The following is a 16252-nucleotide window of genomic DNA, read 5'->3' as shown; positions in this document are numbered from 1 at the left end:
CGTCGCTCCGACGGAATTGATCCAATTTAGATCAAAATGATAGCGCCAGCTTCTCTGTGCCGCTTGCAGGCTCCGCGAAGGATGGCATTGTGACGCGGTGAAGGATCGATTTCCTTATATGCTGCGATCCTGCGTCTACGATCCGGCGATTGCGCCCCTATGAGTTTGGTCTTGCTGCTCGCGGCCATGCAGGGAGTGCCTGTCCAGATAGTCGTTTCGGGAAAGCGATTGGATCAAGCATACACCGACTGCGCTTCTGGTAGCTGCGAGCCGCTCAAAGACGCTCAGATTTCGATCGCTTGGGCTGAAAAGCTGTTCCGAAACGGAGATTACCGAGGAGCAAAGCGAGCTTTAGGGAAAGCTGTCAGTCGAAATCGCCGCTTTGCTAAAGTAGCACCTCGGCCCGTTGCTGCCATATATGAAGCCTATGCAACCGTTGCGCTGCAGGAGGGCGACACAGACGTTTATCGACGGGCCGTGGCCGGTCAGGTTCAGACCCTTCGCGATAACCTTCCCGATTCAGATCCCGCCGTACTGGACACCATGCTTGCGATTGGCGACATGTGGATGAAACTCGGCAACGCGGTTAACGCCGAACGCTCGTATCGTTCGGCAGAGCAGCGCGCGCTCTCTCAAGAACAGCCCATGATTTCTATGATGGCGGCAATCCGGCGAATTTGGCTGGCAAGCTTACGCGGGCAAACAACTCAAGCCAATGAGATGGTTGATCGACTTGCGGCACGCGCTGGCCCTGAAAATATCGAAATCCGTCGGATATTGCCGATTCTCAAGCTGCGCCTCGCGCTTGGCCACGCCAGCGACACAGAGATTGATCGCCTAGTGAAGAGCGTTCAGCAAAGCGGTGATTCACCGCAGCCGATGCTGGTTTGGGCACCTGCGTATGAGGCATCTCCAGGCGCCGAAGCGAGAGACACTGCGCTCAAATTTGGCTTGGTCGATCCCGTCGCTCCGGCGTCTAGCGATTTTGGTGGATTAAGGTGGGCAGACATCGGGTTTTGGATAAGGCCTAACGGACGTACCGACGCGATTGATGTTATCAGAGGCTCGGCGGGTCTAGGTTGGACAAAATCGATAGTAACTCAGATTTCGCGCCGTCGTTATGCACCGTCAACCGGCGGAAAAATGATGCAGGGCGCCTATCGTATTGAGCGGTTCACGCTGCGGGGAGCCTACGGCGTTCCGCCGGGCAGCTTTATACGCCGCCGAATAGGGCCGCCAAGTCTCGAGGTTCTCGATTTGACATCGCCCGCATCACAACAACCGCAGCGTTGATGGGCTTTGCGCTGCAATCAGCCCGCTGTTCGCTGAGCAGCTTCAACGAGGGTTCGGACTTCCTCAAGGCATGACATCCCGAAATTAGGGATCGTAAGCAGCCTTCGCTCCATAGTCTCTGACCTGATGCTGTGGACGGCCTCCGCATCAGCCTAGTGGATCGAATCTAACGCTTGGTGCCCGCGCCTGACGGCGGCGATTATGCGGTCGGGGTCGGCGGTCCAGCGGAAGGGCTTTGGGTCGGTTTCGTTGTTCTCGGCGACGAAGCGGTTGATGGCGGCCTGGAGGTCGACGAGCGAGTGGAACGCGCCGCGTTTCAGGCGACGCCGGGTGAGCCTGGCGAAGAACCCCTCGACGGCGTTGAGCCACGAGCAGGATGTTGGGGTGAAGTGGAAGGTGAAGCGCTGGTGGCGGTCGAGCCATGCGCGGACCTTGGGGTGTTTGTGCGCCGCATAGTTGTCGAGGATCAGGTGGACCTGCTTGCCCGCAGGCACGGACGCCTCGATGGTGTTCAGGAAGCGGATGAACTCCTGGTGGCGGTGGCGCTGCATATTGCGACCGATCACGGTGCCGTCGAGGAAGTTGAGCGCGGCGAACAGCGTCGTCGTGCCGTTGCGCTTATAGTCGTGGGTCATGGTGCCCGCGCGGCCCTTCTTCATCGGCAGGCCAGGCTGGGTGCGGTCGAGCGCCTGGATCTGGCTCTTCTCATCGGCCGAGAAGACGAGCGCATGTGCGGGCGGGTCAACGTAGAGCCCGACCACGTCCCGGAGCTTTTCGACAAACCTGGGATCGGTTGACAGCTTGAACTGCCGGCACCGATGCGGCTCGAGCCCGTGCGCCTTCCAGATGCGGCGCACCGCGCTGGCGCTGATCCCGGCCGCGCGCGCCATCGCATCTGCCGTCCAGTGCGTCGTCTCGTCCGGCGGGTCTTCGAGCGCGAGGCGCACCACGCGCTCCGACACATCCGCCCCGAGCGGCGGGATACGCGATGGCCGGGTCTTGTCGCGGAGCAGGCCCTCGACGCCCTCGGCCATGAAGCGCTCTTGCCAGCGCCACACCGCCGTCTTCGCAACTCCCGCTTCCCGCATGATCGCATTGGTACCAAGCCCATCGGCGGTGCCCAGCACGATCCGGCAACGCCACACGTGCTTCTGCGGTGCATTCCGATCCGCCACCACCGCCTCCAGGCGGCCTCGGTCAGCGGCTGAGACGGTGAACGATACTCCCGTGCGCATGTCGGAGCTTCGCACGCCAGCTCCGTAAGGGGAATCCCCTCAGGGCTCTTCTGTCAGGAGGCGACCACTAGTTGCTCGAACGACATATCAATCCATGCCGCGAGCGAGGAACCAACATTTGAGCTAATGGTTATCTGACCCATATTGTCTGACGAGGGAGCGGTAAGAGAATACCCAATTCCGTCTGCCGTTATCGTCATTGATTCATCCGGCAGACCATAGCGTGCGGGAGCCGGCATCGTGATGTTCCGCATATTTCGCCATTATGGATCGGATCACCGGGCAGGTTTCGCTATCGGCCCATTCGACCGTATTCCCGGTTCTAGGTGCATTTTTGGTGTAGCGCAGTCTATAATGGAACTGACTACGGCCCTTCATGTCACCCGTCGCAATATCAACCTTCTCAGTAACGCGACTGAGCGCTGCTGATCGACTAAATTGCGCCCATTGCGATGGCATCGGAGGCTGGTCAGCAGTGGCAGCGACGAGAAATAAAATCGGGAGCAAAACAACTTCCCATCGTCAGATTTTGTAGAAGATGTCATGCGGTAGCTTTGCATGCAACTGAGGCGGCTACTTCCGTTCCGATTGTTGTAAAGGGTTCTCTTTTGCATCGGTGCCTGCTCGATCGTGAAATCAAAGGCTTGGCTGAGGCGAAAGGTTATCGCGGGACGGCGGGTTCCCGAGCGGACCACCGTAAGCCGTTTGTCCGCAGTCGCCAGCTCCGGTGCTTCCGATGCAAAAATCACAAGTTTTGCATCAATCAGAAAACCCAGCTTTCCCGCGCTCTTCCCTGATGCAAATATCCGATGCAGAATCGCGCCATGATCTACTGCTATGCCCGCGTCTCGACTAACGGCCAGGACATAGCGCAGCAGCTCGCCCAGCTTGAGGCGCCGGCCGTACGAAGATCTATCGCGAGAAGATCAGCGGCGCTTCGGCCGTGCGGCTCCAGCTTAAGCGCGCAATCTGCGCGCTCGATCATGGCGACGTGCTGATGGTGACGGCGACCGATCGCCTCGCCCGCAACACGCGCGACCTGTTGAACATCCTCCATGCGGTGAAGGAAGCCGGCGCCGGCTTTAGCTCGATCGCGGAACCGATGCTGGATACAACATCGCAGCTCGCCGAAGTGGTGATCGCGGTGCTGGGTGTCGCGGCGAGCTGGGAGCAGCAGCGAATCACCGAGCGCACCAGCGTCGGCCGTGTCCAAGCTAAGGCACGCAGGGGTGAAGTTCGGCCGGAAGACCGCTCTCACCCCTCACCAGCAGACCGAGGCGCTACGCAAGCTCGATGCCGGCGACACACAGCGATCTGTCGCCGCGCTGTTCAACGTGAGCCAGGCGACGATTTCACGGCTACAGGCGGGATGATGACGTTATGAGCAACCAGGCTGCACGCATCATCCGCATAGCAGCCGCCTTGATTGACGATGGCGCAGGCCGCTTGCTGCTGGTCCGCAAAGCAGGAACCGCATGGTTCATGCAGGCCGGCGGCAAGATCGAGGAAGGTGAAAGCCCCGTCAGCGCACTTTGCCGTGAGCTTGGTGAGGAGATCGGGCTGATGTTGGCTGAGGGCGACGTGCGCCATCTTGGCTGCTACTCCGCGCCTGCTGCCAACGAGCCCGGCCATACCGTTGAGGCCGAAATCTTCCACGTGCGGGTGCGGCATGACCCCGCTACGCCGTCGGAGATTGAGGAGGCGGTCTGGGTCGATGAGGTCGCAGCGGCAGCTTTGCCATTGGCGCCTTTGACCCGCGACCATATCTTGCCTCTGTCCCGCACGCTCTCATTTAGTCGCCCCCCGTTTTTGGTTCCGGAGAGAGGATGGCCAAAATCGTACGCTAAGCCCCGCGACCGTCCCGATTAAGATCGTTGATCGGGAATGTCGCTAACCGCTCAAGGTCTGATCGGGAGGCGTTAGCGGGAACACCGCCGGGTCGAATGCCGCTACGTCCAATAGGTATGCGCGATCCTTCGCGTCCGCCCAGCCCTCCGGCCAGTTTCCCAAAAGCCAGACGCCTTGATCGAGCCATGCCAGTTCCAGGATCGACGGCCACGCCGCCAGCTCCGCGTCGGTGAAGGCGACATGCCCAGCATAGGCCTGCAGGAAGGTCGCCCATTCGGCCGGCTTCCATAATCGACCGGGAGCGGTGGAGAGGTCGCAGTGGAACAGGAGCAGAGCGACGGCGAGGTCATAGAGCCTTGGCATCCGTGCCGCATGGTCCGGATCGACCAGCGTAGGCTTCGGGCTGAAAACGAGGTTCGACGCCTTGAAGTCGAAGCTGCACCCGGCGAGCGGCAAGCCCATGACGGGTTCGGCCGTGGCAAGGCGTGCTAGCGTCGCCTGCCGGAATGCGTGCCGATCCGCACCGGCGGTCTCGATGGCATCTTCGGCCGAAACAAGGTGCGGCTCGATCCATTCCGCATCTCGCACTACCGGCTCACTGTAGATCGCCAAGGCATTCGTCTCGGGCGGATCGGCCGTGTGCATTTGGCCGAGCAAGCGCCCGGCGTCGGCAATCTCGCTTTCATCGGCATGGTAGCCGGTGCCCGACACGAAGGGATAGACCACCCACTCCTTGCCGTCATCAAGGCGGCGGGGATTGGGGTGGAGGTGCGCTGCCGGGGCCACCACATCGACGCCCAAGCCATGTAGCGCCGTCAGCCATCTTCCGATCGCCTCGCCGTCCGAATGGATGAGCCCCGTTCGCTTCAGAACCCAATCGCCGCGACGATCACGAACACGCAGCACGGGCGCATAGTCGTAGAGCGACACGGGCTCGTCCGGATGATCGAACGGGAAGGCGGCGACCACATCCATTGGTCCCTCTTGCACCTCTATGCTCTCCCCTCAAGCAAATGGTGCTTCGGTAAAAGCCCAGACTGTCAACAGCTCAGAGCGTAGCAACCCATCGTGCCACAGAGACGTCTGTCATCTGCCCTCCCGGCCAAACCACCTTTGGGGTGTACCACTGATTGCTGCCCCGCAGCCTGTGCCGGTAGACCTTAAGTGAGTAGCTTAGCCGGGCGTCACTGCTTGGAAGCGGTATCTCGACGTTGTCTATGTAAACGGTATCGGCCGAGGTCGGCTGGCCGATATGCGTGACCCCCGGCATACGGGTGACAACATCGGCAAAATCCAGACAGGCGCTGGCACATCGCATGTCCGTGAGGAAGAACACCTTGCCTTTGAACGGCGACGTGTAACCTGACGGAAGGCCGCGCGACGTTGGTGGTTCGGCGTCGGTGAACAAGTCTTGCCCTTTGGCCCTTGCTGCATCCATCTGGTCGGCGACACGGTTGCGGCCTCTTGCATCCTCGGTCAGCCCCGCCGCCATTGAGCGAGCGGCAGATGCGCGAGTGAGCTGGGCGTTCTGGGCCGATGCCCTCCAATCGACCGTCTGATCGAAGCTATTGGTGATCGCCAAGACGGCGTTATCACTCCATAGGGCGGATGCGATCTCGCTGGCCCACTGGCTGTTTCCGCCCGGATTACCTCGAACGTCGATGACGACTTGGGAAGCGGAATGAAGCGTGCCAGCTTGCCGCTTCACCTCCTCCACCATCGCCTGCATCTTGGCCGCCTGATCGCCCCACCAGTTGAAGGATGGCAGGGAGACGAACCACACCCCGTCGATCTCGCGCACAGCCAAGGGCGGCTCCACCCTTCCTTGCGCTTCAGGAAGCCGTTGTGCGAGGTCGGCCTTGTCGATGGGTTTCCAGTCCAGCAGAATACGACGCGGCGCACCGATGCCCGTCTCGATCGTGCAAGCCTTCATCAGCTTCGGCCGCTCGCCCGCGTCGCCAACGAACAGGTAAGAAGCGGTAAGCACACGTTCATGCGCTATGCCAGCGTTCGTGAAGTATGGATGGACCCGCTCGTCCAGCAGGCGCGTGGCCAGCACACCGTCGCACTCTATGACCCGTGCGCCGATCGGGGCCGCCGGGATCGTGCTGACGGTGATGCGTGTTGAGCCCGATGCATCCGTGGAAGTCAGGAAACCGGGCCAAACCTGGGCCACGCTGCCATTGCGCCGGATTGTGAGGTGTCCGTCTTGAAATCCGTTGATGTAGAAGGTCAGCGCCCGCCAGTAATCGCTTTCGGTGGTTGCAGCCTTAGCTCGTGCCAACGCCTGTGATTGGCCCCTTTCGAGCCAATTCTTAAACCTCGGATTCGACACATCGACTGGTCCAGGATGATTGTCCCGGATAATATCATGAGCAGATGCAATGTCCTGGCGCGCCTTTGAAGCCCAATCCTGCCCTATGAGTGGCGCGGTCATTGCCGGGGTCGCAACAAGGAGCGAGACGGTCAGCGCGGCACCTTTGAACAACAAAACTCCCCTCTCATTTCCATGGGGCATCGATCTAAACCGGCTGCGGCCCTACTTGCGAGATGTAAAGTATCGCACCAGCTTCCCGATTAGGAACGTAAGACGGGAAAATCAGACCGAGAGGGGGCGACGGCCCTAATCGATGTTCCGGCGGATCGTCCGCTCGATTAGCCAGAAGTGGAAGAGTTGCGCTGCAACGAGCGTGACACCCATGACCACCAATATCGGAAAGACTAGATCATCCTGCCCAGCTCTCGGTGGAACATTGATCGATATGACTGTGAAGAAACCGAGAAGGACGATTGCTAGCACCGGCACGAAGGCAAGTGCGACCCGGCGACGGGCCGACCAGTTCACCTGACCTGTAAATCCCCATTGCATGGGAAGGCGGGCTTCGCTTCCAAAGCGTGTGTTGGCGCGATACCCCAGGATGCAAATCACCAAAATGAAGAACGCTGACACGATCCCGATGGCCATCAGCTAGCTCCTTCCGCATATCTCGTAGCATATTCCCCGTCACCTCGCATCGCCGTTCCTTTGTGAGAACGGACATGCATCAGGTACGATGTCGGGCAGGATCACTGGGGTGTGTCGTGGCGGCTGTTGGAAGAAAGATCGTTATCGTGTCCGGCGCACCCGGTGCCGGCAAGACGACCCTAGCGATCCTCCTTGCTCTACGGCTCGGATTTCCGCTTTTCTCCAAGGACTTCATCAAAGAGACTTTGATCGACGTGTTTGGCGATGCAGGTGGCGATTTAGCGGCATCACGGAAGATCGGTGGTGCGTCGATGGAACTGATCTGGTCCTTGGCAAGCCGCGCTCCGCAAGCAGTATTGGAAGCCAATTTCCGGCCGCACAGCGACTATGAGCGGGCTAAACTGACGGCCCTTGGCGGGATGATCGTTGAAGTCCATTGTGATTGCGGCCGGGCCGAAACGGCCAAGCGGTTTCGGGAACGTGCAGCCACCGGTGGCCACCATGCTGCGCATCCTCTGAAAGAGATGCCCCCGGAGATGCTTGACGAATATGACCGTCCGATGGGCTTAGGTTCGGTCGTAGAGGTCGATACACGGACCCCGGTCGATTTGGACAGAGTGCTGGCGGAGGTTCGACGCCTGTTTTGACGTCTATATAGGCATCTAAATCACTCAACACCGGACTGTCTCGAAACCACCCAAGGCCCGACAATCAAGTGCTTCCTACGCGACCGCCCGCAGCCCCTTGCGTTGGATGATCGACAGCAGCCGGAGGGCAGGCCCGCCGGGGCGCTTCACGCCCCGTTCCCAATCCGACACCAGATTGCGCGAGACGTTGAGATAGGCGGCAAACACCGGCTGCGAGACATGCTCGCGCTCGCGAATAGCGCGGATTTCGTCGCCCGCCAGCGCCGGGGCGGGGGCAAGGCACGCCTCGTCAAAGGTGCGCAGTGTCGCGAGCGACACCACGCCCGCGTCATGCGCGTCGCTCATCATCTCATGGATCGCGCCCGCAATCTCGCTGCGATAGCCCTTATCCTTCACGGTCGTTCCCATCGTCTATCTCCACCAGCGTTCCCGACGCCACCAGCCGGTCCAGTTCCTGGTCCTTCCATTCCAGCGCCTCGGTGGCCGCATCGCGCAACAAGGCGAGGTCGGCCTTCGAAATGTTCGCCTGTGCGCTTTTGGCGAACCCGAACGCGAATATTGCCCGGTCGCCCTGCCGGAACAGGATCAGCGTGCGATAGCCGCCCGACTTGCCCTTTCCCGGCCGCGCCACGCGCTGCTTGATGACGCCGCCGCCAAGGTCGGCGTCCACCAGCCCGCTTTCCGCGCGCTCCACGGCATCCCGCAGCGCCCAATCGGCAATCCGCTCCTTCCGCGCGAAACGCTCGAACCAGCCATTCTTGAAGACGCGCGGGATGGCGGCTCTCCCTGTTTTCAGCTTCATATATAACACATAGCGTGATGTTTCAACGCGCCTGTTATGCCGATATCGGAGCGAGCGGCACTGAAATGCCCCCAATCGGCATTACAGTGCCCCACCCCTTGCGGCGCGGCATCGTCTGGCGCAGCGTGGGCCTCTGGCGGGCAGGCCTCCAAGATTTGGAGCGAAGCCATGAACGATTCGACCTGACCGATGCCAAGCCACGCGCAGCGGCGTTAGGCACTGAGCCGCGTGTTATTCGGGACGCAGTGGGAAAATTTCTACGGCGGGCGTGCCTTACGACAGCGCTACGCCACGAACCGCCCTTGGACGCCACTGAACGCCGTTCACCGCCGCTGCCCACCCGCGCAAACCGGACTGGCCTGCAATGGCCCCGTAACGCCTCTTGCCCGGGACGACGAGGTATCCAATGCTTTTGGGTGGGGGCGCGTGCAACATTTTGACGTGAAGAGACTGCCCCATGAACAATCCCGATCGTATCATTCGACTGAAAACAGTTCTGGCCCGCACCGGCCTTTCCCGCACAACGCTCTATCGTAAGATAGGCGAAGGCACCTTCCCGCGCCAAGTAAAGATCAGCATCCATGGCGCGGGCTGGCATGAGTCCGCCATCAATCGCTGGGTGGCCGATCCTGTCGGCTATCGCGACGATCGGGCGGGGAGCCAGGTGCAATGATCGCGTCTCCCCCTCCTGATCCGATCTGCCTGCGCGTCAACGACGCGGCTCGCATGATCGGCGTCGGCCGCACCAAACTCTACGCGCTGATCGCGGCGGGCGAGGTCGAGACGGTGAAACTCGGCAAGGCTACCCGCATCACAACCGCCAGTCTGCACGACCTCATCAAGCGGCAACGCGAAGGCTGACGGGTTCGGACGCCGTGGGGCCGGCGTCCGAACTGCTCCTTGCAGGCACCTTCTCCAGAAATTCCGTCCAGCGCATCATGAGGCTGCGCCGCTTGTCAAAGAAGTCGGTGCGCCGATAGGCGGCTTCCACCTTGTTGGGCAGCTTGTGCGCCAGCGCCTTGTCGGCAACCTCCTTCGGGAAATCTGTCCGCTCCGATGACCAGTCGGTGAAAGCGGAACGGAAGCCGTGAACGGTCACGCCCTTGATGCCGTCATCGCGGAGCAGCTTGGTCATGGTCATGTCGCTGATCGGCTTTTCGCCGTCGGCGGAGAAGACAAGGCCGGTATCGCTCGCGCGCTCCTTCCACCGTTTGCGCAGCAACGCCACGGCCGGCGCGGACAGTGGCACGACATGGGTTTCGCCGGCCTTCATCCGCTCGCCTGGAATGGTCCAGATGGCCTTATCCAGGTCGAACTCGGTCCAGACGGCAAAACGCGTCTCGTTGGAGCGCACCGCGTTGTAGATGGTGAAGCGCAGCGCGTCCCGCCCGGTGGTCGGCGACGCTGCCGCCAGCCTCGCCATAAGCGCGGGCACATCGGCATAGGGCATGGCCTCGAGATGCCCGCCCTTGTCTACCTGACGGGGAAGGCCTTTGCGGACGGACCGCAGCGAGGTTTCTTCCTTTCGCCATCCCTTGATGTGCGCGAAATCCAATACTGCGCCGATGCGCTGCAAGATGCGCCGAGAGGTGTCGGCAATATCGAGCCAGATCGGCGCGAGCACCTCCACCACGCACGCGCTGTCCACCTCGTCCACCGGCCTCGTCCCGATCAACGGAAAGACGTGATTCTCAAGGCTGGATATCCAGCTCGCATGGCGCTGGTTCTTCCATCCCTCTTTCATCGCCTCGTAACAGGCCCGCGCTGCCGTTTCGAAACTCGGCAACACCTTGCGCGACTTGCGTCGCTCGGCCACCGGGTCGACACCTTGACGGACCTGACGGCGCAATGCCGCCGCCGCGTCGCGGGCCTCGGCCAGCGACACGTCCAGCGCCGATCCTAGGCCATAATCGCGCCGCCTGCCGTTCTTCTGCATCCGCAGCACCCAGGTCCGCGCACCGCTGTCCTTGACCAGCAGGCACAGGCCCCGGCCATCTACATGGCGGCCGGGCTTGGCATTCTTCACTCTAAGCGCAGTAAGAGCCATCGGTTCTATTCCCGGCCTGAAATGATCCCACAATCGTTCCCACGTTTCGTCGGGAATTCAGGCAAATCAGGGCGACCGACCGCGAACACACTACAAGACAAATCGCTGATTTTACAAAGGACTTAGGGACGCCCTGATATTGCTTGAGAATAAAGTTCTACTCTCGTAGGGGTCACCATATTGCGCGGCGGTGCGGCCAGGCCAGCCTGATCGGCGTCGGCCCGGGCTACAGCCCCTCGCCTCCCACCCAATGCGCGTTCGAAAGCAGGCGCGCGAGCGACCATGTCTGATGGCGGATGTCCGGGACGGCGGTGATCTCCCAGAAGGTCCCGCGCGTGAGCGGACCAAGCGCATAGAGCCGGTCGCTCGGCTCCCCCTTCGCGTTCAGGGCCTGCGCGCTCGCATTGGTCGCAAGGCCGAGCCGCATCGAATCCGCGGCGATTCGTCCCTGACGCAGGAGATCCAGCAGCAGCGGCTCCGTGGTCCGGTCGAGATCGATCTGCGGTCCGCTGCAGTTGATCACGCGGCGCACCGAAAGCACTTCGCTGCGTTCGTTCCCCCGGGGACGCCAGCGAACGCGGATGCGATCGCCGTCGAACGCGAAATCCTGGGTCTTGCCGGCCACGATCGACAGGCGCCCGCTCGCCCTGAGTGCATCGAGACGATCCGCGACGGCGGGCGCAAGGCGGTGGCGATGCACCTCCCACCACGGCCGCAAATGGCGCACGAAGCGTCCGCGCTGCTCCGGCGAGGCGGCGCGCCACATGCCCTGCGTATAAGGGCGAAGCTCGTCCACGGCGGCACGCCATCCTGTCTCGCGGGCCCGCGCGCGCACCTGTCGCGCCAGCGCGGACAATTCTATCGGGGGCCGCTCCTGAAGCCCCTGCGCGACGCTGCCGCCGGCATGGGCGCGCGGCACCAGCCCCCGTCGCGAAAGAGCGACCATCCGCCCCCGAAAACCGCGCGCATCCAGCACCAGCGCCGCATCGATCATCGTCAGGCCGGTGCCGACGATCAGCACCGTCTGATCCTCCAGATCGTCCGCGATCGAGGCGCTCCAGGGATCGGGCGCATACCAGCCGGGCGGCCAGCCCCGCGGATCGAGCCCACCCGGATCGAGCGGCGGCAGATTGCCGAGCGCGAGCACCAGCGCGTCGGCGGCGATGCTCCGGCCGTCGGCCAGCGCCACCGTCACGCCGTCTCCGAAAGCGGCCGCCACGGCATCGCCGCGGACGATCTCCAGCCGATCGGGAGCGGCCTCACGCGCGGCGGCGAGCAACTCGGCCAGATATTCGCCATAGATGACGCGTGGCACGAAGCCGTCCGACGGCAGACCGCGCCGATCGAGCCATTCCACGAAATGACGGGGCTCGTCCGGAAGCGCGCTCATGTTCCCGGCGCGCACGTTCAGCAGCAGGTTCGGATCGGCCGCCGTATAAGCGAGGCCACGCCCCACCTCCGGCCGACGCTCGATCAGGATCGCGCGCGGGCCATCGTGCCGCAGGAGATTCACGGCCTGCAACGCGCCGGAAAAACCGCCGCCGACGATAACCACGTTTTTCAGGATCGGCGGACTCACTATCGGTCTCCGGGAAACGGCAGAGGGCGCAAAATCCGCTGTATAACCAGCCATGATCCGCTCGCCATCCCGAAGCATGGCGGTTAGGAGGCCTGATCGGCACGGCGACCAGATGAACCGGGTTTGAGCAAGCACGACGAACATTCTCTTCGCGACGTCCTGATCGACGCGAGTCTGCACGATATTGCGGAGCGTGGGCTGACGGCGCTCTCGCTGCGCGTCCTGGCCGCGAAGGCGGGACGCAGCACGACCGCCGTGTTCCAGAATTTCGGGAACAAGAACGGCCTGCTCCTCGCCACGGTCGACGAGGCGATGGCGCGCGACCGGGCATTTCACGCCGCGCTCGCGGCCGACCTCCAAGGGCTGCGGGCCACGCCGGCCATTCTGGCGGACGTGCTGGCGCTGACGATCGAGCGTCGCGCCCGTCTGGACGATCCGGCGTTGCGGATATGGTCCGAGCTGCTGTTCAGTTCGGAACAGCCTCCAGAAGTCGTCCACAGGCTGCGCGAATGGCACGCGATGCGGATCTCCTTCTGGACGGATATCCTGCCACCGGAACGGCGCCACGATTCGGCGCGGATCGCGACCTTCGCGGCCATGGAAGATGTCTATGCCGGCGCGTTGGCGGGCGAGACATCCTATGGCCTCCTGCTGCGCGAGACGGCGACGCACCTGCTGGCCGAGCCGGCGCCGGAGCCGCGTGCTCCTGCCCCCGTCACGGCCTGGCTCTCCGCGACGACGCCGGCGCCACGGCAGCCCGAGCAGAGCGGGGACGCGGCGCTGCGCGTCCGGCTCCTGGATCTGGCGGCGCGCGAAGTGTTCGAACACGGCGTCACCGCGCTCACCCACCGTCGCCTGACCGCCAAGGCCGGCGTGTCGGCGGCCATGATCATCTATCATTTCGGCGACATGGCGACGTTGTTCAATGCGGCGATCTGGCATGCCCTGTTCGCAGGGCTGCCCGATTTCCTCCACGATGCCGGCGAAGATCGACCGGCGGCCCGCCTGCCGACGATGGAGGACTGGGTCGGCAGCCTGGAACGGAGCGTGCAGCCCGGCGATGGCGACGCGCCCAAGGGATTCTACGTCAATTATTCGCGCATCGTCGGCCAGTTGTGCCTGCGCGCGCGACAGGATCCCGCGCTGGTGCCGATGGTCCGCTATCTGCGGGCGATCGAAGGCTCGGGCATTCACCACGCCAGCGGAGCCACCTGGCCGGAGAGCCTGGCGATGGACCGGGCCCGCGCGACCGGATTCGCGATCTGGATCAAGGGCTATGCCACGCTCAACGAAGCCCTCGGGCGCACGGACGCGGACATGATCCGGCGCGGCCTCGCGGAGGTGGGACAGGCTTTCGGCCGCTCCTGATCATTTTAAACACCCGTTACAATTTTAAGCCGGAGGGCCGAAGCCTTGTCTTCGCGTTCCCTTCATGTGCGCGAGGATCGCGCTAAACATCTGTCATAAAACCCCAACAGAATCTCCGTATCGGCGCGTCGTCGAAATCAAACAGACGTTACAGGACAAGCAGGCCATCGCTCCAGATGAGCCCTGCACACTCCTGGCGCCGAACTAAAAGGGTGTTTCATGATCATCTCGTCCGCCGCCCGCCCTTCTTCGCGATGCCGCTCCGCGCTTCTCGTCGCCGCCCTGCTCTGCGGCGCCGCCGCCATGCCGGCGATGGCGGAAGACGCGGCCACCCCGCCCGCGGCGGCGGACCAGAATGAAATCCTGGTGACGGCCCAGAAGCGCCCGCAGACGCTGCTGGAAGTGCCGTCTTCGGTGCTGGCCCTGAGCGGCGAGCGCCTGCGCGACAGCGGCGTGCGCGACTTCATCCAGCTTTCGCAGCAGACGCCGGGCGTGATCGTCTCGAACCAGCTGGCCGGCGGCCGCACGATCCAGACCTTCACGATCCGCGGTATCGGCTATGACGATTTCCGCCCGAACGGCAGCCCGTCGGCGGCCGTCCATTTCGACGGCGTCTATGAAGGCTCCGCCGCGCTGATCGGCGGGCAGATGTTCGACGTGGCGCGAGTCGAGGTACTGAAGGGGCCGCAGGGCACGCTCTACGGCCGGAACACGACCGCCGGCGCCGTGAACGTCATCTCGAACAAGCCGGGCCAGACGGTCGAGGGTTATGCGAACCTCGAATATGGCAATTACAACAGCCTGCGCGGCGAGGCGGCGGTCAATGTGCCGCTCAACGAGAAGATCGCGGTGCGCGTGTCCGGCGTCTATGACCGCACCGACGGCTACCAGACCAATGTCGGGCCGGGCAGCTATGCGGGCTACACGCCGAACCCCGCAATCCCCGCCATTCCGCAGGTGGCCACGGACGACAAGGCCAGCGGCACCAAATTCTATGCGGGCCGCGCGCTGATGTCGGTCAATCTCGGCGAGGGCACGGACCTGCTGTTCAACGCGCACGGCTTCCGCGAGAAGGGCGGCCAGGCGCAGGCCGAACGCACGCTGCCGTCGGCCACCCTGCCCGCCAACGCCCCCTATACGTTCGACTCCAATATCGTCCCCCGCCTGGACAAGAAGAATTACGGCGGCTCCGCCACGCTGACGCAGGAGGTCGGCAGCGCGGCGCTGCTCACGGTGATCGGCGCCTATGAGCATCTCGACCAGCATTTCGACTGGGGCGACGGCGCACCGACCCGCACCTTCGACATCAACTATCACGACACGCTGAAGGCCGGATCGCTCGAAGCCCGCCTGCAGAACAAGGACAAGGGCCGGTTCGACTGGGTCGTCGGCGGGGCCTATTTCAAGGATCGCACGCGGATGCAGAGCATCCTCGACGGATCCGACGCGTTCCGCACGATCTTCGCCGCGGACTATCTCCAGAAGCGGCAGAGCTGGGCCACGTTCGCCGACGGCAGCATCAAGCTGGGCGATCGCTGGAAGATCGGCGCGGGCCTGCGCTACACGCGCGAGACGAGCGAGTTCTCCGGCTCGACGATCGATCTCAATCCGTATGGCCTGTCGATCGCCTCGGTGGCGCTGCCGGGCGTGCCCGCCATCTTCGACAATCATTTCAAGGACGGCCGCCTCTCGGGCAAGGCCTCGCTCAGCTACCAGCTCAGCCGCGACGCACAGGCCTATGTCTCGATCGGGCGCGGCTTCAAGGCGGGCGGCTTCGACGGCTCGACCATCTTCTCCACGCCGGAGGCCCTGCCCTTCAAGTCGGAGAATGTGTGGGCCTATGAAGGCGGCGTGAAGTTCCTGCCGCGCGGCGGCCCCGTGCAGCTGGAAGTGTCGGGCTTCTACTACGATTACTCCAATCTGCAGGCGAACACCCTGCTGCAGCCGAGCCCGGGCGTCTTCACCAACATCCGCACGAACGTCGGCAAGGCGCGCATCTTCGGCGGCGAGGCTTCGGCGGTGATCCGCCCGATCGAGCGCCTCGATCTGCGCGTCGGCGTGTCGCTGCTCGACTCAAAGATCACCAGCATCGTCTCGGCCAGCGCCGCCGAGGCCGCACGCCGGCTCGGCAACGATCTGCCCAACGCGCCGCACATGACGATCAACGGATCCATCCGCTACGAAATGCCGCTCAACGATCGCGTCTCGCTGATCCCGTACATTACGGGCCGGTTCGTCGACAATTACTTCACCGAGCTGGACAATTACCGCACGATCGGTGGCTATTTCCTCGGCGACGCGCGGCTGGAACTGAACCTCGACAAGCGCTGGTCGATCGCGGGCTATGTCCGCAACTTCACCAACGTCCGTTATTCCACCGGCCTCGGCGGCGCATCGACGACCGTCTACAACGTGTTCCGTGGCGCCCCGCGCACCTACGGCGCCTCCGTCGGCGTGAAGTTCTGACG

15 protein-coding genes and 1 pseudogene are annotated in these 16252 nt (G+C 62.9%); 8 read left to right on the top strand and 8 right to left on the bottom strand.

Translation table 11 applies throughout. The features are described 5' to 3' along the window. Positions 1-159: 159 nt before the first annotated feature. Positions 160-1293, top strand: a complete 1134-nt coding sequence (locus HL653_RS14885; RefSeq protein ID WP_171745215.1) for a lipopolysaccharide assembly protein LapB — start codon at positions 160-162, stop codon at positions 1291-1293. A 152-nt stretch (positions 1294-1445) separates the two neighbouring features. Here HL653_RS14885 and HL653_RS14880 read toward each other — a convergent pair whose 3' ends face one another. After that, positions 1446-2528: an IS630 family transposase gene (locus tag HL653_RS14880; protein ID WP_171745214.1), complete on the bottom strand. Its 1083-nt coding sequence runs from the start codon at positions 2526-2528 to the stop codon at positions 1446-1448. 824 nt (positions 2529-3352) lie between these two features. Here HL653_RS14880 and HL653_RS14875 point away from each other — a divergent pair. Together HL653_RS14875 and HL653_RS14870 are read left to right on the top strand one after the other, a co-directional pair. Continuing rightward, positions 3353-3901: pseudogene (locus HL653_RS14875) on the top strand (recombinase family protein). A gap of 7 nt (positions 3902-3908) precedes the next feature. Then, positions 3909-4397 carry an NUDIX domain-containing protein gene (locus HL653_RS14870; RefSeq protein WP_171745213.1) on the top strand — a complete coding sequence of 163 codons (489 nt, stop codon included), beginning with the start codon at positions 3909-3911 and terminating at the stop codon, positions 4395-4397. A gap of 21 nt (positions 4398-4418) precedes the next feature. Here HL653_RS14870 and HL653_RS14865 read toward each other — a convergent pair whose 3' ends face one another. The 3 genes from HL653_RS14865 to HL653_RS14855 form a co-directional block, all read right to left on the bottom strand. Further along, positions 4419-5351: a phosphotransferase enzyme family protein gene (locus tag HL653_RS14865; protein ID WP_171745212.1), complete on the bottom strand. Its 933-nt coding sequence runs from the start codon at positions 5349-5351 to the stop codon at positions 4419-4421. Positions 5352-5424: 73 nt separating this feature from the next. Continuing rightward, entirely contained in the window at positions 5425-6864 is a 1440-nt protein-coding gene (locus HL653_RS14860) for a S41 family peptidase (protein WP_171745211.1), read from the bottom strand. Between the two features lie 135 nt (positions 6865-6999). After that, positions 7000-7341, bottom strand: a complete 342-nt coding sequence (locus HL653_RS14855; RefSeq protein ID WP_171745210.1) for a hypothetical protein — start codon at positions 7339-7341, stop codon at positions 7000-7002. Positions 7342-7487: 146 nt separating this feature from the next. Between HL653_RS14855 and HL653_RS14850 the strand changes: the two genes are divergently transcribed. Further along, positions 7488-7988 (top strand): ATP-binding protein, encoded by a 501-nt coding sequence (locus tag HL653_RS14850; RefSeq protein WP_253716904.1) that lies wholly within the window; start codon positions 7488-7490, stop codon positions 7986-7988. A gap of 75 nt (positions 7989-8063) precedes the next feature. On the opposite strand, the gene HL653_RS14845 is transcribed toward HL653_RS14850, so the two are convergent. Next, complete coding sequence (locus HL653_RS14845) at positions 8064-8396, bottom strand: DNA-binding transcriptional regulator (protein ID WP_171745208.1); 333 nt, start codon at positions 8394-8396, stop codon at positions 8064-8066. Further along, positions 8374-8790: a type II toxin-antitoxin system RelE/ParE family toxin gene (locus tag HL653_RS14840; protein ID WP_171745207.1), complete on the bottom strand. Its 417-nt coding sequence runs from the start codon at positions 8788-8790 to the stop codon at positions 8374-8376. The genes HL653_RS14845 and HL653_RS14840 overlap by 23 nt, the downstream gene beginning before the upstream one ends. 457 nt (positions 8791-9247) lie before the next feature. Between HL653_RS14840 and HL653_RS14835 the strand changes: the two genes are divergently transcribed. Continuing rightward, the gene (locus HL653_RS14835) at positions 9248-9463 is read left to right on the top strand and encodes an AlpA family transcriptional regulator (protein ID WP_171745206.1); all 216 of its coding nucleotides are present in this window, start codon (positions 9248-9250) and stop codon (positions 9461-9463) included. Next, positions 9460-9651 carry a helix-turn-helix domain-containing protein gene (locus HL653_RS14830; protein WP_171745205.1) on the top strand — a complete coding sequence of 64 codons (192 nt, stop codon included), beginning with the start codon at positions 9460-9462 and terminating at the stop codon, positions 9649-9651. The genes HL653_RS14835 and HL653_RS14830 overlap by 4 nt, the downstream gene beginning before the upstream one ends. Here the strand turns inward: HL653_RS14830 and HL653_RS14825 are convergent. Continuing rightward, positions 9629-10816 (bottom strand): site-specific integrase, encoded by a 1188-nt coding sequence (locus tag HL653_RS14825; protein WP_253716902.1) that lies wholly within the window; start codon positions 10814-10816, stop codon positions 9629-9631. The two genes, HL653_RS14830 and HL653_RS14825, sit on opposite strands and share 23 nt — an antisense overlap. Before the next feature lie 247 nt (positions 10817-11063). Next, on the bottom strand, positions 11064-12416 hold the full coding sequence (locus HL653_RS14820) for an FAD/NAD(P)-binding protein (protein WP_253716900.1): 1353 nt from the start codon (positions 12414-12416) through the stop codon (positions 11064-11066). A gap of 123 nt (positions 12417-12539) precedes the next feature. Between HL653_RS14820 and HL653_RS14815 the strand changes: the two genes are divergently transcribed. Together HL653_RS14815 and HL653_RS14810 are read left to right on the top strand one after the other, a co-directional pair. Next, a complete protein-coding gene (locus HL653_RS14815) occupies positions 12540-13784 on the top strand; it encodes a TetR/AcrR family transcriptional regulator (RefSeq protein ID WP_171745202.1) in 1245 nt (414 codons plus the stop codon). 219 nt (positions 13785-14003) lie between these two features. After that, positions 14004-16250 carry a TonB-dependent receptor gene (locus HL653_RS14810; RefSeq protein ID WP_171745201.1) on the top strand — a complete coding sequence of 749 codons (2247 nt, stop codon included), beginning with the start codon at positions 14004-14006 and terminating at the stop codon, positions 16248-16250. Positions 16251-16252 lie beyond the last annotated feature (2 nt).

The organism is Sphingomonas sp. AP4-R1 (assembly GCF_013113735.1).
In the GTDB taxonomy this organism is placed as follows: Bacteria; Pseudomonadota; Alphaproteobacteria; order Sphingomonadales; family Sphingomonadaceae; genus Sphingomonas_I.
The sequence above is the reverse complement of the archived record's forward strand: the minus strand, read 5'-3'. Positions and strand labels throughout refer to the sequence as shown.

Coding starts and splice junctions, on each gene's coding strand:
- HL653_RS14855 (WP_171745210.1), bottom strand. CDS start 7,341: ATGGCCATCGGGATCGTGTCAGCGTTCTTCATTTTGGTGATTTGCATC.
- HL653_RS14835 (WP_171745206.1), top strand. CDS start 9,248: ATGAACAATCCCGATCGTATCATTCGACTGAAAACAGTTCTGGCCCGC.
- HL653_RS14810 (WP_171745201.1), top strand. CDS start 14,004: ATGATCATCTCGTCCGCCGCCCGCCCTTCTTCGCGATGCCGCTCCGCG.
- HL653_RS14830 (WP_171745205.1), top strand. CDS start 9,460: ATGATCGCGTCTCCCCCTCCTGATCCGATCTGCCTGCGCGTCAACGAC.
- HL653_RS14845 (WP_171745208.1), bottom strand. CDS start 8,396: ATGGGAACGACCGTGAAGGATAAGGGCTATCGCAGCGAGATTGCGGGC.
- HL653_RS14880 (WP_171745214.1), bottom strand. CDS start 2,528: ATGCGCACGGGAGTATCGTTCACCGTCTCAGCCGCTGACCGAGGCCGC.
- HL653_RS14865 (WP_171745212.1), bottom strand. CDS start 5,351: ATGGATGTGGTCGCCGCCTTCCCGTTCGATCATCCGGACGAGCCCGTG.
- HL653_RS14840 (WP_171745207.1), bottom strand. CDS start 8,790: ATGAAGCTGAAAACAGGGAGAGCCGCCATCCCGCGCGTCTTCAAGAAT.
- HL653_RS14870 (WP_171745213.1), top strand. CDS start 3,909: ATGAGCAACCAGGCTGCACGCATCATCCGCATAGCAGCCGCCTTGATT.
- HL653_RS14885 (WP_171745215.1), top strand. CDS start 160: ATGAGTTTGGTCTTGCTGCTCGCGGCCATGCAGGGAGTGCCTGTCCAG.